At 58.5% G+C, this 15,107-nt stretch carries 14 protein-coding genes and 1 pseudogene; 10 read left to right on the top strand and 5 right to left on the bottom strand.

Features of this window, described 5'->3' with window-relative positions:
• Window positions 1-42 precede the first annotated feature (42 nt).
• The 8 genes from ACVW0C_RS07625 to ribB all read left to right on the top strand — a co-directional run bounded on the left by ACVW0C_RS07625 (window position 43) and on the right by ribB (window position 7,755).
• A complete protein-coding gene (locus tag ACVW0C_RS07625; RefSeq protein WP_457384806.1) occupies window positions 43-1,740 on the top strand; it encodes a PP2C family protein-serine/threonine phosphatase in 1,698 nt (565 codons plus the stop codon).
• 93 nt (window positions 1,741-1,833) lie between these two features.
• Complete coding sequence (locus tag ACVW0C_RS07620) at window positions 1,834-2,052, top strand: hypothetical protein (RefSeq protein WP_414349808.1); 219 nt, start codon at window positions 1,834-1,836, stop codon at window positions 2,050-2,052.
• A 130-nt stretch (window positions 2,053-2,182) separates the two neighbouring features.
• Window positions 2,183-3,616, top strand: a complete 1,434-nt coding sequence (gene argH / locus ACVW0C_RS07615; RefSeq protein ID WP_457384805.1) for an argininosuccinate lyase — start codon at window positions 2,183-2,185, stop codon at window positions 3,614-3,616.
• Window positions 3,617-3,744: 128 nt separating this feature from the next.
• A complete protein-coding gene (locus tag ACVW0C_RS07610; RefSeq protein ID WP_414329336.1) occupies window positions 3,745-4,041 on the top strand; it encodes a DUF6464 family protein in 297 nt (98 codons plus the stop codon).
• Window positions 4,042-4,202: 161 nt separating this feature from the next.
• Window positions 4,203-4,691: a M67 family metallopeptidase gene (locus ACVW0C_RS07605; RefSeq protein WP_414390429.1), complete on the top strand. Its 489-nt coding sequence runs from the start codon at window positions 4,203-4,205 to the stop codon at window positions 4,689-4,691.
• Window positions 4,692-4,937: 246 nt separating this feature from the next.
• Window positions 4,938-5,219 carry a MoaD/ThiS family protein gene (locus tag ACVW0C_RS07600; protein ID WP_011433658.1) on the top strand — a complete coding sequence of 94 codons (282 nt, stop codon included), beginning with the start codon at window positions 4,938-4,940 and terminating at the stop codon, window positions 5,217-5,219.
• A gap of 2 nt (window positions 5,220-5,221) precedes the next feature.
• Window positions 5,222-6,391 carry a molybdopterin-synthase adenylyltransferase MoeB gene (gene moeB / locus ACVW0C_RS07595; RefSeq protein WP_457384804.1) on the top strand — a complete coding sequence of 390 codons (1,170 nt, stop codon included), beginning with the start codon at window positions 5,222-5,224 and terminating at the stop codon, window positions 6,389-6,391.
• A gap of 110 nt (window positions 6,392-6,501) precedes the next feature.
• Entirely contained in the window at window positions 6,502-7,755 is a 1,254-nt protein-coding gene (ribB, locus tag ACVW0C_RS07590) for a 3,4-dihydroxy-2-butanone-4-phosphate synthase (protein ID WP_457384803.1), read from the top strand.
• Here the strand turns inward: ribB and ACVW0C_RS07585 are convergent.
• From ACVW0C_RS07585 to ACVW0C_RS07575, 3 genes are all read right to left on the bottom strand, one after another.
• Window positions 7,744-8,178 (bottom strand): hypothetical protein, encoded by a 435-nt coding sequence (locus ACVW0C_RS07585; protein WP_457384802.1) that lies wholly within the window; start codon window positions 8,176-8,178, stop codon window positions 7,744-7,746. The genes ribB and ACVW0C_RS07585 overlap by 12 nt on opposite strands.
• A gap of 114 nt (window positions 8,179-8,292) precedes the next feature.
• Window positions 8,293-9,336, bottom strand: coding sequence for a GntR family transcriptional regulator (locus tag ACVW0C_RS07580; protein ID WP_457384832.1), 1,044 nt, complete (start codon window positions 9,334-9,336; stop codon window positions 8,293-8,295).
• Between the two features lie 155 nt (window positions 9,337-9,491).
• Window positions 9,492-9,680: a TOBE domain-containing protein gene (locus ACVW0C_RS07575; protein WP_414374567.1), complete on the bottom strand. Its 189-nt coding sequence runs from the start codon at window positions 9,678-9,680 to the stop codon at window positions 9,492-9,494.
• 112 nt (window positions 9,681-9,792) lie between these two features.
• Between ACVW0C_RS07575 and ACVW0C_RS07570 the strand changes: the two genes are divergently transcribed.
• The gene (locus ACVW0C_RS07570) at window positions 9,793-10,986 is read left to right on the top strand and encodes an RNA-guided endonuclease InsQ/TnpB family protein (RefSeq protein WP_457384831.1); all 1,194 of its coding nucleotides are present in this window, start codon (window positions 9,793-9,795) and stop codon (window positions 10,984-10,986) included.
• Window positions 10,987-11,002: 16 nt separating this feature from the next.
• Here the strand turns inward: ACVW0C_RS07570 and ACVW0C_RS07565 are convergent.
• Window positions 11,003-11,698, bottom strand: a pseudogene (locus ACVW0C_RS07565) (ABC transporter ATP-binding protein); the annotation flags it as partial.
• A gap of 249 nt (window positions 11,699-11,947) precedes the next feature.
• Here ACVW0C_RS07565 and ACVW0C_RS07560 point away from each other — a divergent pair.
• The gene (locus ACVW0C_RS07560) at window positions 11,948-12,526 is read left to right on the top strand and encodes a DoxX family protein (protein ID WP_457384801.1); all 579 of its coding nucleotides are present in this window, start codon (window positions 11,948-11,950) and stop codon (window positions 12,524-12,526) included.
• A gap of 381 nt (window positions 12,527-12,907) precedes the next feature.
• Here ACVW0C_RS07560 and ppk1 read toward each other — a convergent pair whose 3' ends face one another.
• The gene (ppk1, locus tag ACVW0C_RS07555; RefSeq protein ID WP_457384830.1) at window positions 12,908-15,082 is read right to left on the bottom strand and encodes a polyphosphate kinase 1; all 2,175 of its coding nucleotides are present in this window, start codon (window positions 15,080-15,082) and stop codon (window positions 12,908-12,910) included.
• Window positions 15,083-15,107: the final 25 nt, after the last annotated feature.

The raw sequence follows: 15,107 nt of genomic DNA, 5'->3' as shown, positions 1-15,107 counted from the left end.
CTGTTTCGTTACGTTTCCAAGGGATTAACGCCAGTCTTCCCGATGGATGATCACAGCCCCCAAAAGGCCGTTTTAGGGCAGCCCCCTGCCGGGCTGTCAGATTCTTTGTGGTCAGAGTCCTTGCTGGCCCAGGATTCGGGCAAAAATCCCCTCCCCCCCAATGCTCCGTCGCTGTCGCCCACGGACAATTCGGGGGACTTGCGCTCAGCTCAGACCGGCCAGGATGAGGATCCCACCTCTTCAGGTGCTGTTGCGTCCGATGATAGAGAGCTGCCGGAGGTCAAGCCGGCCATTGTGCCTGCCCCTGCAATGCCGGATCGGGTGGCAGAACTGGAGAGAGAACACCATCGGATGCAGTATCTGCTGGCGTGGCTGGCTTTTGCTCTGCGCTCTTTTAACAACTTGAACCAGATCCTGGAGCTGACGGCTTTTGTGGCCAGCCAACTGACCGATGCCGAAGGCGGAGCCCTGGTTTTGTTCAATCCCAACGGCACCATCCAGTTGGATCAACTGCATTGCTCTGATCTCAATCACCGCGAGCAGATTCGGGCTGAGATGGAGCAGATCGCCCAAACTCTCTCGGCTCAAGAGCCCATCCTCAAAACGGAGGGATCCCTGTCTGTTAAGATCCCTGCCCTTGAACACCTCTTGGACGAACGGTTCCGCCAGAGCTTGGGGCCGGATGTACGCCTTTTCGGCACGCCGCTGCTGATTCGCAACTCTGTCCAGGGTCGCTTGTACGTCTTCAGCCGTCAGCCTGGCTACCACTGGGATGAACGTCGCCAACAACTGTTGCGCTTGGTCGCCGATCAGGCAGGGGTGGCCATCGAAAATGACCGCTTGACGGCAGCCTTGCGCCGCAAGATGGCCCTGGAAAAAGAAATGGAGATTGGCTCTTACATCCAGACCCAACTGCTACCTCGGGAGTGCCCTCAAGTCAAGGGGATTCGCTTGGCAGCCCGTTGCCGGGTGGCCAGCAAAGTGGGGGGCGACTACTATGACTTCATCAAGATTCCCGGCGAACGCCTGGAAACATCCGACTCATCTGAAGAAACGGCAGGCTTTCGCTTGGCCATCGTCATTGGGGATGTGATGGGCAAAGGGGTGCCCGCCGGCCTGTTGATGACCATGACCCGCGCCATGGTGCGGGCGGAGGCCCTCAACCGCCATTCGCCGGCCCGTGTTCTGCAACATCTGAACCGGGCCATGTACAGTGACCTGGAAAACTCCAATCGCTTCATCAGCCTGTTTTATTCGGAGTACGATCCCCGCTCCCATCGCCTCTGCTTCAGCAACGCGGCCCACAACCCCACCCTGTGGTGGCAGGCCCGCACCCGAGAAATTCAACCCCTGGACACAGAGGGGGCGCTGATCGGCTTGGAAGAAAACAGCCACTACTCGGAAAGCTGCGTGCAACTGCAACCCGGGGATGTGGTGGTGTACTACACCGATGGCTACACGGAGACAGCCAACACCCGCGGCGAGCGCTTGGAAACCTCTGGGCTGATGGACGCCATCCAGTACGCTGCCCGTCGCTACGACTCCCCCGAAGACATTTTGGAGAGCTTGTTTGAGCAGATGGATGCCTTCCGAGGCCGCCGGGGATCCCACCCTCTTCCCCTATGGCTGCCTGCGGATCCAGAGCTCCTGTTGCAGGATGAAATTTCCCTGCGGCCTGAGCCCGTGGACGATACAACGCTGGTGGTGTTGAAGGTGTTGCCGGACTCTGAGCCAGCCTAGCCACAGAAGGCTTAAACTCAGGGTAAGCTCTAGCTAGTGGAGCTACAGGGTTGGCTGCACTCTTTCCCGATTATCTGCACTTGAGGCGTAACCATGAACTTCTCTTCTTCCGGGTCTGAGACCGCTTCGGTTTACTTGCCGGCCCCCACGGCTTTCCAGACGGAAATGATTGTCGGGCAGGTGTTCCGACAGGATGTGCTGGGCGATATCCGCAAGGGTTGGAATGGCTTTGTGGAATCGGGCCAAATTTGGGCGCTTTTGATAGGGATCGTGGCGGGCTACATGCTCAAGAGCATCACCAGCTCCCACTAGAGCCTTGTCGCCGTTGCTCTAGCTGGATCCAGTTGGCCTGAGCCGGCGGGGTTTTGGCCGTCGGTATTTGGTTTTTGTGCTTTTTCTTCTGCAGCGGGGTCTTTCTTCCCATTCTCCCAGTTCCCAGCCGATGTCTGAGCTGACGGTAACTTCCACCCCTCGCCCCTGGAGCCAACGCTTCGAGGGATCCCTGCACCCTGCCATTGCCCGCTTCAACGCCAGTATCGGCTTCGACATCCGCCTGCTGCCCTACGATGTGGCCGGATCCCTGGCTCATGTGCAGATGTTGGCCGCTTGTGGCATCCTGACCCAGCAAGAGGCCGACCAGATCCGGTGGGGATTGGAGCAGATCCAACAGGAAGCGGCTGCCGGCACCTTCCGGCCCGATCCAGAGGCAGAGGATGTCCACTATGCCGTCGAGCGTCGTTTGGTGGCTTTGGTGGGGGAAGTGGGAAAAAAACTGCATACCGGGCGCTCCCGCAACGACCAAGTGGCCACCGATCTGCGCCTCTATCTGCGAGATCAGATCGATCACCTTCGTCAAGCCCTCTGGGAGCTGCGCGGAGTTTTGTTGGACTTGGCTGAGCGGCATCTGGAGACAATCCTGCCCGGCTACACCCATCTGCAACGGGCTCAGCCGATTAGCTTAGCCCACCACCTCTTGGCCTATGAAGAAATGTTCTGGCGAGACTGGCAACGGCTGGGGCGGGTGCGGGAAGAGGTGAATGTCTGCCCCCTCGGATCCGGAGCTTTGGCCGGCACTTCCCTGCCCATTGATCGGCAGCTCACCGCCCATCTGCTGGGATTTGAGCGGATCAGCGCCAACAGCTTGGATGCCGTCAGCGACCGGGACTACCTGGTGGAGTTCCACGCTGCCGCCAGCTTGATTTTGGTGCATCTCAGCCGCCTCTCGGAAGAGATGATCCTCTGGGCTTCCCAGGAGTTCGGCTTTGTCACCCTCACCGATGCCTGTGCCACCGGCTCCAGCCTCATGCCCCAGAAGAAAAATCCCGATGTGCCGGAGTTGGTGCGCGGCAAGGCGGGGCGGGTGTTTGGCCATCTCCAGGCTTTGTTGGTCACCTTGAAGGGGCTGCCGCTGGCCTACAACAAAGATCTCCAAGAAGACAAAGAGGGACTATTCGACACGGTCGATACCCTGAAAGCCTGCCTAGAGGCGATGACCCTTCTGCTGCGGGAAGGGATCCAATTTCAACCTGAGCGCATGGCCGCTGCTGTGCAGGAAGATTTCTCCAACGCCACCGATGTGGCCGACTACTTGGTGCGCAAAGGGATCCCCTTTCGCACAGCCCATGATTTGGTGGGGCAGATTGTGCGCATTTGTTTGGCAGAGGGGATCCTGCTGCGGGATCTGCCCTTGGAGCGCTGGAAAACCTTCCACCCGGCCTTTGAGGCGGACATTTTGACGGCCATTGAGCCCCGCCAGGTGGTGGCCACGCGGCTCAGCGCCGGGGGAACGGGCTTTGCTGTGGTGCGAGAAGCCCTGCAACAGGCCCAGGCCCGCCACCAGCAGCCAGAGCCATCGGAAGAAACTCCACAAACTTAACAAACTTAAACTGAACTCAAGGAGAGTTTGCAATTCTTGGGTTCTTCTCGCCAGTCTGTGCCATCCTGAGGTTCTCAGCCATCCAACGCAACTCCCAGCCTGTTGGCCTCTTCCCTGGGTATCGTTCCATGTTGGATAACCTCACCGCCCACGTCCTCGAAAATGCGGCCAAGCGTCGCTGGCGGGAACGCGCCTACAGCCGATTTTTGCAAGATTGGCGACGGCAAGTGGTGCTGCTGCGCCGTCAACGGGCCGGCGAATTTGGCCCACCCCTGGGGGATCCCTCTTGTGTTTTCAGTGCCCACTCGGCTTGGTTGCGCTGTGCCGTCCATCCCCAAGGGCCGTGCCAGGGTTGCCCCCACTATGCCCCCGTCACCCCTCCAAAGCCAGAGCCACCTCTGGGTTCACTCGATGGACGGGTCTGACCGCGCCACACTGGTGGCCGAACATTTTCAGCAGCGGCGGCCTCTGCGGAACGGCCTGCCCGTTGCGCCCCAATGGCATCCGCTGTAGCTAAGTTGAGGGATCCCTGGCCAATTTGTGCCAGAATAAAAGGACGGTAACTCCATCGGCAAAGGCGAGATTCATGGCCCTCTACCTCTCGGCAGACCACATTCGCAGCATCCGTCAGCACGGCGAACAAGCCTTTCCCCACGAGAGCTGCGGCATTTTAATTGGGGAAATCCGGGGATCCGACAAGATCATCCACGAGCTTTGGTCGGTGACCAACACCTGGGATCAAGCGGAAAACCCTCTGGCAGACGGGGAATCCAGCCGCCGCCGCTTTTTGATCGATCCGGCGGATTTCAAGCGGGCCAACGACCACGCGGTGCGCAAAGGGCTGGGGATCCTGGGCACCTATCATTCCCATCCCAACCATGCGGCCATTCCCTCCGAGTTTGATCGGCAGCATGCTTTTCCTTGGGGCTTTTCCTGTGTGATCGTCAGTGTGCGCGAGGGCAAGGCAGAAGAGGTGGTGAGCTGGGTTTTGGATGAGCAGGAGCAGCCCCAACGGGAGCCAATGCAGATGCTGGAAGACATTCGCATCCCCCCGCTCCCGGCTTTGGCAAGCTAGAGTCGTTTGGGCTTTGCCGCTGTTTGAGGCTGAAGTTCACGGCTAAGTTCAGTTGGGATCCTTGAAAGCTGGGATGGGCGCCACCGGAAAAAGCGGTAGTCTAGTGCTGAACCTTATCTGTAACATAGCTGAATCCTCAAAGTCAGTGGACAGCCCCAACAAGATCGACAAACGGATAGGTCAGCCCAGATCCTCTGGATCCTCAAAAGTCTCCAGTAGATACCCAAGATCTCTCCCCGAACTCCCATGGCAACCAAAGTTCTGATCCCCTCTCCCCTGCGCCCCTACACCGACAACCTGGAAGCTGTCGAGATCGAGGGCAGCAATGTTGGCGAAGTGATGGGCAACCTCATCGCCCGCTATGGCGAGCTGAAGCGCCACCTCTACACCGAGGATGGGAAGCTGCGCAATTTTGTCAATGTCTACCTCAACGACGAGGATGTGCGCACGTTGCCCCAAGGCAACAACACCCCCGTGGGAGAACAAGCCGTCATCAGCATCGTTCCCGCTATTGCTGGAGGGTTGTGAGCATGTTGAACCTGGATACCAGCCAAGTCAGCCTCTCCCGCGAAGAGATGGAGCGGTTTTCTCGGCATTTGATCCTGCCCGAGGTGGGCCTGGAAGGACAGAAGCGGCTGAAAGCCGGAAAGGTGCTGTGCATTGGCACCGGCGGGCTTGGCTCGCCCCTGTTGCTGTACTTGGCGGCAGCCGGCGTGGGGCGGATTGGCATCGTCGATTTTGATGTGGTGGATGTGTCCAACCTGCAGCGGCAGGTGATCCACGGCACCTCCTGGGTGGGCAAGCCGAAGGTGGAATCGGCCAAGAACCGCATCCTGGAGATCAACCCCCACTGTCAAGTGGATGTTTACAACACCGCCCTGAAGGCCCACAACGCACTGGAGCTGTTTGCCAACTATGACGTGATTGTGGATGGCACCGATAACTTCCCCACCCGTTACCTGGTGAACGATGCCTGTGTGTTGACGGGCAAGCCCAATGTCTACGGCTCGATCTTCCGCTTCGAGGGACAAGCGACGGTCTTTAACTACGAAGATGGGCCCAACTACCGGGATCTCTACCCCGAGCCGCCCCCACCAGGACTGGTGCCCTCCTGCGCCGAAGGGGGAGTGTTGGGGATCCTCCCCGGCATCATCGGTGTTATTCAAGCTACCGAAACCGTGAAGATCCTGCTGGGCGTGGGCACAACCCTAAGTGGGCGGCTGCTGCTTTACGATGCCCTGAACATGAGCTTCCGGGAGCTGAAGCTGCGCAAAAACCCCGCCACTCCGCCCATCACCCAGCTTATCGACTATGAGCAGTTCTGCGGGATCCCGCCAGCCCAAGTCACAGAACAAGCTGGCCAGACAGAGATCCCCGAGATCACTGTGGCCGAGCTGAAAGCGCGGATGGATGCTCACCAAGACTTTGTGTTGGTCGATGTGCGCAACCCAAATGAGTGGGAGATAGGCCGGATCCCTGGTGCTCACCTGATCCCCCTGCCCCAAATTGAAAACGGCGACGGGGTGGAGCAGGTGCGTCGCCTCCTTAACGGCTCAGAGCTGATCGTCCACTGCAAGAGTGGGGCGCGCTCGGCCAAAGCCCTGAAGATCCTGCAAGCTGCTGGGATCCAAGGAAAAAACCTGCGCGGGGGGATCCTCGCCTGGGCAGAGGCTTACGATCCCTCGATTCCCAAGTACTGACCCTGCCTTGGGATCCCTAGCTGTTGCCCGGTTTGCTCTAGCATAGATCCGGCAGATCCGGTGCCCAGAGCCGGCTGTGCCAGGTTTTCCCTTTTTGCGTCCCCTTTTCCATGAGTGCCATCCCGCAGGCCGAGACAGAAACGATCTTCCACTCCATCCCCGAAGCCCTCGAAGACCTCAAGTGTGGTCGCATGGTCATCGTGGTCGATGACGAAAACCGAGAAAACGAAGGGGATCTGGTCTGTGCTGCCCAGTTTGCCACGCCCCAAGCTATCAACTTCATGGCCACCTACGGGCGGGGCCTTATCTGCCTGGCCATGCAGGGATCCCGCCTCGATGAGCTGAAGATCCCCCTGATGGTGGGGCAGAACACCGACAGCAACCAAACTGCCTTCACCGTCAGCATTGATGCTGGGCCAGAGGCTGGAGTTTCCACCGGCATTTCCGCTGCCGATCGCTCTCGCACCATTCAGGCGGCCATTCACCCGCACACGCGACCGGAAGATCTGCGCCGGCCTGGGCATGTCTTTCCGCTGCGGGCACGGGAGGGCGGAGTACTCAAACGGGCTGGCCATACGGAAGCAGCGGTGGATCTGGCGATGTTGGCCGGGCTGTATCCGGCAGGGGTGATTTGCGAGATCCAAAACCCGGATGGCTCCATGGCCCGCCTGCCCCAGTTGATCGAATATGCCCGTCAGCACGATTTGAAGATCATCACCATCGCCCACCTCATCGAGTACCGCTTGCGCACCGAACAACTGGTTCACCGAGAGGCTGCCGCCACCCTGCCAACGGAGTTCGGCCAGTTTCGGGTTTACGGCTACCGCGATAGCCTCAACCAAGTCGAGCACCTGGCCCTGGTGAAAGGGGATCCGGCCCAATTTGCCGCTGAGCCCGTCCTGGTGCGCGTCCATGTGGAGTGTCCCCTGGGGGATGCGCTGGGATCCCTGCGCTGCGATTGTCGCCGCCAATTGACCGCCGCCCTGAAAATGATCGACCACCAAGGCAAGGGGGTACTGGTGTACCTGCGCCGGCAAGAGCAGGAGCTGAGTCTCATCGAGCAAATCAAGTCCTACGCCCGGCAAGATCTGGGACTTTCTGAAACCGCGCCACCGGTGGCGATGGACTTGCGCGATTACGGCATCGGCGCCCAGATCCTACGGGATGTGGGGGTGCGCAAAATGCGCCTGATCAGCAATACCTCTCGCCACATCAGCGGCTTGAAAGGATTTGGCCTGGAAGTGGCCGAGCGCGTGCCCTTGCTGGTGGAAGAGCCGGATCTCAATTTGCACGTGGAGCCGTCCTGTTCCCTGAAACTGTTGCTGCACGACGCTGGCGCAACCGATTCCGGCTCAAGCCTGTAGCGCGTTGTAGGGCCGAGGGCTATGGTGGAACAAAGACTGGGGTGCAGCCGGCTCGCCATCCACCACATAAGCCTTGGATCCCCAACCCCAAAAAGACCAGAAAGGACGTTTGGGCAAAGATGGAACCGAACGCGCCGGTAGGAGGGAGTCCCTGGCTGTCGGGCTCAACAGTTGCTTCGGCAAGACGGGAATGTCGGATCCCACCTGCGACCACACCTCATAGCTCCGAGGGCGCACCACCACGAGGCTGATCAGGGATCCGTGATCCATGTCGTAGCGGCAACTGGCGATGGCCTCTTGCAGCTGAGAAAAGCCCCGGTTGAAGACGTAAAAATGGTCTTGGAAGCGGATGGCCTCCCAGAAACCTTCCCGTGTAACCGCCACATGGTCATGATCGGCGGAGGCGTAGTCGAGGATCACCATACGTGTAAAGACTGATCAGCGATGAATCAAAGTGAGTAAGCTTTTACCGTATTTCCACTTAAACACGATATCGGGCAGCCTGTCATCCGCAAAATGGCTCACCTGCAACAAGGCTTAATGCGTTTCTTTACTCTGCAAACCGCTGCCGCCCGCCTCTCTATCCCCTCCGGCTCCAGGGATCCCACCCAGTTCCCGTCGCAGCTCGGCCATGGCTGCTTCTCCGATGTGGGGGGTGGCGCAGACTAGGTTGGGTGTGCGGATTAGATCGGCTCGGGCTTGGCGCACCAAGACCCGCAGGGTGGGGTAGCTGGCCTCATCGCAAATCAGCGTATGGGCGCGGCGGATTAGGGATCCCACCCGTTCCGTATCCGAGATCACTGCCGTCAGCACCAGCAGGTCTCCCCGCAGACTGTAGACAATCACCTCGGCAACCTCCAGCAGGGCAGTGCTGATGCTCACCAGCCCCAGACAGGCGTAGGAAGGCAATTGGCGGATCAGGGCAATTTCGCGGGCGTAGTCAGACACCTCCACCGTCAGAACACGGGCCCCTCGCGGCTGGGCAATGGCTTCGACGGCGCTGAGAAAATAGTGCAGCGTCACCACAGTGCCGGAATGGATCTGATCCAGAACGGTGGCCAGCTCCTCCAGGGGCACCAACTGGACCCGGATGCCCAAAGTCTGCTGGATTTGCTGGGCCATCAGTTGTCCTGTACCCAAATCCCGGTTGGGCACACACACCAGCACTTGGGCACTGCAGCGCAATCGCCAATCGATCTCCGCTAGCAGCAGATCCCGCACCTGCTCCAAAGAAAACCCCTGCTGCAGCAGCTGGTCGATGCCCTGGCGCACCTGCTCCAGGACCTGTCGGGATCGATCCAGGTTTTCCCCCAGGCCGCGAGAGTAGTTAACCACCTGGCGGGCGGAGCGGCTCACGTAAATGCCAGATCCAGCGCGGGTTTCCACCAGGCCCATAGCCTCGAGTTGGTGGTAAACCTTGTGGATGGTATTGCGGTGCAGGCCTGTTTGCATAGCCAATTGACGGGTGCTGGGCAGGCGGTAGCCGGGAGGAAATTGCCCGCAGGCGATGGCAAAGCAGAGCAAATTAAAAAGCTGTACGGAGCCAGGGATCCCGCTCCCCGGCTGGATGGAAATGCGCATCATGGCCCGTTTTTCTCCCTTTGACAACGCCGTTGCGAGCCCGTTTCTGGGCTACGTAAGAATCCCTCGACTTCAGTCGGCGGGAGTGTCAACTGCCTGCAAGATAGCGCCGACGCCGGATAGACAAGCTCCAGAGGAGATCGGGATTGAGAGCCCTATTCGGGGATGCGGTGCATCCGGCTGGGATCCCAACTTAAAGTCACCTCCGTCCCTTCCGGCAACTGCTGCAAATTCAGGCCGGGGTTGGGTTGCACAGCCAAAAGTTTCACCTCACAGCCCGACACCCATACCTGATAGCGAATGAAAGCCCCTAGATAAGCAGTGTCGCAAATCCGTCCCCGCAAGCGGCAGTGGCCATCGGGGATCCCTTCTTCAGCTTACTAGCGCAGGAGCCCCGCACTGTACCCGTAGGGTCAGTGCCGGGAGGAATGCGCTTTGATGAAGTACAATGAACTTATGAGCCAAATCCTGACCATCTCCTGCAAGCTCAAGGTGTCCCAGTCGCAAGCCGCTAAATTGGACGCGACGATGGATGCCTTTGTGCAAGCGTTGAACTGGGTCAACCAAAACACGCCCGAGAAAGTCACCAACGCCGTTAAACTTCAATCTCTGTGCTACCGCGAAATCCGTGCCCGGTTCGGCTTGTCCAGTAACTTGGCTCAGCAGGTCTGCAGACGGGTGGCGGGCGCTCGCAAAGTGGCGAGACAGCGCAACCGTCCAGTTAAAGAGTTCAAGCGTAGGTTCGTTACCTACGACGCTCGCATCTTTTCGTTCCGTCAAAAAGACTGGACGGTGTCGCTGACCACGGTGGAAGGGAGAGAACGCTTTGAACTGGCCATTGGTAACTACCAGCGTGGGATGCTGGCTGGTTCCAACCCAAAAGCTGCCACGCTGATCAAGCGCAAAGATGGCTCCTACTACATCCAGATTTGCGTAGAGGAAAAAACACCCAAACAACAAGATACCGACAAGGTGATCGGGGTGGACTTGGGAAGGACAGATATTGCCCATACATCGGAAGGAGATAACTGGAATGGACAGCAGTTGAACAGAGTCCGCGACCGCTACTCCCGGTTGAGGGCGGTACTCCAACGCAAAGCCAGTAAGGGCACACGCAGTTCGCGGCGCAGATGCAGAGAACTGTTGCAACGGCTGTCTGGCAAGGAGAGACGCTTTCAGGCGTGGGTCAATCATCGCATCTCCAAAGCTATTGTCTCTAGGGCAAAGACCACAAACAGCGCTATTGCCCTGGAAGACTTGACAGGGATCCGGGAAAGGGTCAATCAACAGCCACGCAGCAAGACAGAGCGTAGGCGGGCAAATAGTTGGGCGTTTTATCAACTCCGTCAATTTTTGGAGTACAAGGCTCTGCGTGCGGGGGTTGCTCTGATTCTTGTTCCGCCTGCCTACACGTCACAGACCTGCCACCGGTGTTTGCACATTCATCCCGACCCTGCGCAATCCTATCGCAGTGGAAAGAAGTTTAAGTGTGGGCACTGTGGATGGGAGGGGGATGCGGATTTGAATGGTGCGAATGTGATTGCGCTTTTGGGGGCTGCCGTAAACCAGCCTAGAGGTTCGGGCCTGTTTTGTTCTCTGGTAGGGCAGAGCAGGCTCAGGGCTACTGAAAGCCCGCTCCGTACCGCTTAGCGGTCGGAGTCGGGTAGTTTACGGCCTCTTCTTGGTCGTGGGTGACGTACAAAAAGGTGAGACCAAGGCGGTGTTGTAGGGCCTTGAGTTCAAACTGCATCTGTTGGCGCAACTTCAAATCCAGCGCCCCCAAAGGTTCATCCAGCAAGAGCACCTGCGGTCGGCCAACCAAAGCCCGCGCCAAGGCCACCCGTTGCCGTTGCCCCCCTGAAAGTTGGCTGGGTTTACGGGATCCCAGATCGGGCAGTTGTACCAGCTCCAGCGCCTCTTGCACTCGCTTTTGGCGCTCCTTCGGCGGTATGCCGCGGATCATCAAGCTGTAGCCAACGTTCTCCGCCACCGTCATGTGGGGGAAGAGAGCATAGTCCTGAAACACCGTGTTCACAGCCCGTCGGTAGGGCGGCAGACCCAAAACATTCTGGCCGTTCAATTCGATCTGCCCCTCATCCGGACGCTCAAAGCCCGCGATCATCCGCAAACAGGTGGTTTTGCCCGAACCCGACGGCCCCAACAACGTAAAAAACTCCCCCTGCTGCACCTCCAAATCCACCCCGTCCACCGCTTGGATCCCGGAAAAGTTGCGGCTGACCCTCCGCAAACGAATGGCAGGCGGGGATCCCTCCTCTCTCCCGGCTTGGGCTTTGGCGGAGCTGACATCAGAGGCGAGGACAGATTCGGCAATCATAGCGACAGGGTCAGCCAATGAACCCATTATGAGGGATCCATTTACAGAGGTTGACAGGTCTCAGCAAGGCCGGAAAAGTCCCAGGCCAAGAGCAGAGATAGTGTGGCGCAATCGCCTGCGGTGAAAGCTCGCCGGAAACCCAGCGGGCCGGAGGCCTTGTTTTTGCATGGGATCCCTTGACCACTGGGGATCTGAGTCCCACCCTTGTTACAGAAATTTAGAATCGTTACAATAAGTTAGAATTCTTGCTCATCTTTGCATTGCAGGTTTTATCCTATGGCACTCACTCAGCAGTTTCCCGTGCTACTCGCCTCGGCTTTGCGTCACGACAGCGTAACTCCGCGCTGGTCTCAAGTGGCGTGGACCGTTTTGCGGGTGGTGGCAGGGCTATTCATGATTCACAACGGCCTTGACAAGCTGGCAGATATCGAAGGATTTGCGACGGCTTATGTAGAAGTGATCGGGTTGCCCTTCCCGATCTTTTTTGCTTATGTAGCTGCCTATACCGAGCTGATTGCAGCCCCCATGGTGGCGCTGGGTTTGTTGACCCGCGGGGCAGCGTTGGGTTTGTTCGCCACGATGGCAGTGGCCATGTTCCATCACATTAAGGTGGCCGGCTTCAGCGTTCCCTACTTGGAGCTATCCGCCATTTACGCAGCGATCTTCCTGGCCTTTGCGGTGAATGGGGGGGGCTGGTTCTCTGTGGATCAGCTCTTGGTGAACGCAATCGAGTCGTGGCTGAACCGCTCCAGCCGAGAAAAGTTGGAGAGCTTGCAGTCTTCGTTGCAGGCCACGGAACGGGTAATTGCGCTGGGCGAGGAAGAGGCCGAGGCCGCCAAGACCACCGGATCCTGAGCTTTGGTGGCCATTCCCGATAGCGGCGAGGCTGCTCCTCTCTCCCTCTGAGAGAGCATGACTCTAGTCAATAATAAGCTCAACTATACTGAAAATAATGTATAATATGTTCAGTACGGATTACTACCAGTTGATCTTTCTGTTTACTTTCGAGTCTGCCAACATGGTAGCCAAAGCAAAGCAGAAAATTGGTAGTAAGACGACACAGAAACTGCGCTTTGGGTATTCTACTCAAAGCTTTGCGGGATACCGCCATTCTGTTTGGACTCCGTCCCGCTAACGCGAATGGAAACAAACAGAATGCTATCGCTGCATAGTTGAACAGTGATGTTCAGCAGTGTTCAGCGTAAATGTATCAGGTTAGCAGTGAGAGTCATCCTGCTAAATGCGGCTAGCGGCCTGCTCCATCAGGCGTTGGTGGGTGGAGCGCACAGGCTCTCCTGGCTTGGGTTGCCGCTGCACGTAGGTGCCATCAGGGCGCAACTCCCAGGCTTGCCGGTTGTCCGTCAGGCAGATGTCCAAGATCGCCTTGAGCTCCCGCTGCAACGCGGGATCCTCCACAGGGGTAACCACCTCAACCCGTCGATCCAGGTTGCGGGTCATGTAGTCGGCGCTGCCAATGAAGTATTCTTCCTGGCCGCCATTGTAGAAGTAGAAGATGCGGGAGTGCTCCAGGAAGCGCCCGATGATGCTGATCACGCGGATGCGTTCGCTTAGGCCTGGGATCCCGGGCTTGAGGCAGCACATGCCGCGCACAATGAGGTCGATCTCCACCCCGGCTTGGCTGGCCTCGTAGAGCAGCCGGATCATTTCCGGGTCGGTGAGAGAGTTGATCTTGACGATGATACGCCCCTGGCCCCCCGCTTGGGCATGGCGGATCTCGCGGCGGATCAGGGCTTCCATGCCTTGGCGTAGGGTTCTGGGGGCCACCAAGAGCTTGCGGAATTGCCGTTGCCGTGAGTAGCCCGTCAGTAGGTTGAACAATTCCGTAACATCGTTGCAGAGGGTCTCATCGCAAGTGAACAGCCCTAGATCGGTATAGATACGGGCGGTTTTGGGGTTGTAGTTGCCGGTACCGATGTGGACGTAGCGGCGCAGGGATCCCTCCTCTTCCCGCACCACCAAAGCCAGTTTGCAGTGGATTTTCAGCCCCGGCAGGCCATAGGCCACGTGGACCCCGGCTTTCTCCAGCTTTTTGGCCCAGAGGATGTTGTTTTCTTCGTCGAAACGGGCTTTGAGTTCCACCAGAGCGGCCACCTGCTTGCCGTTTTCGGCAGCCTGAATGAGGGATTTCACCACCGTTGAGTCGCCGGAAGTGCGGTAGAGGGTTTGCTTAATGGTGAGCACCTGCGGATCGTTGGCGGCCTCCTCCAAAAACCGTTCCACGCTGGCGGCAAAAGAATCGTAGGGGTGATGCACCAACAGATCCCCTTCCCGGATGACGGCAAAGATATCCACCGGCTCATCGCTGACCGAGGCAGTGCGCAGGCGGGGCGGGGTGACCGGCCCCCAAGGGGGATCCTTCAAATCGGGCCGATTCAGGCTGAGAAACGCCATCACCCCCCCCATACTCAAGAGGCCATCCACTTCGTACACCGAGTCACTGTTGAGGCGCATCTCTTCGCTGAGCCGTTGTCGGATGGCTGCCGGAGTTTGGCTGGCAATCTCCATGCGCACCACTGAGCCGAAGCGGCGCTTGCGCAGCTCTTCTTGAATGGCAGCCAGCAGATCGTCGGCCTCGTCCTCTTGGATTTCCAGATCGGCATCCCGGGTGATGCGGAAGGGGTAGTACTCCAGCACCTGCATGCCGACAAACAGCGCTTCCAGATGGTGGGCAATCACCTGATCCAGCGGCACAAAGCTCACCCCATCCCGCAGCGGCACAAAGCGGGGCAAGGTGTTGGGCACCTTCACGCGAGCAAAATGCTCCTTGCCAGTCTCTGGATCCCGCACCACCACCGCCAAGCTGAGGCTGAGGTTGGAGATGTAGGGAAAAGGATGGCCTGGATCCACCGCCAAGGGGGTGAGCACTGGAAACAAACGCCTCTCAAAGTAGTCCCGCAGCTCCTGCCGTTCCGACTCGGCCAGCTCGGAAAAATCGCGGATGTGAATGCCCTGTTCCGCCAGCTTGGGCACCAGTTCCTGCCGGAAGCAAGTGTGCAATTTTCGAATCAGGGGGCGCAGGTGGCTCGAGATCTGCTGCAACTGCTGCTGCGGTGTAAGGCCATCCGGGGTTAGCACCAACACGCCCGTTTCCAACTGACGACGGATCACCGCCACCCGCACCATGAAAAATTCGTCCAGGTTGCTCTCAAAGATGGCCAGAAACTTCAGCCGCTCCAGCAGAGGTGTGCGCTCATCCAGGGCCTCGTGCAAAACCCGGGCATTGAATTCAATCCAGCTCAGCTCCCGGTTGAAATACTGCTCCGGCAGAGCATAGCCCTCTTGGATGGGTGTAGTCCGGATCCCTGGTTGTCCGGCATCAGGGGGGCAGCCCGTCGTGTCGGGGTTGCAGGGTGGCCAGGAAGGGTCAGTTTCCTTGGGACGCGGAGTCATGACGACAGAGGGCTGGGTTATCTCA

The organism is Thermostichus sp. OS-CIW-26, from assembly GCF_054058395.1.
The sequence above is the reverse complement of the archived record's forward strand: the minus strand, read 5'-3'. Positions and strand labels throughout refer to the sequence as shown.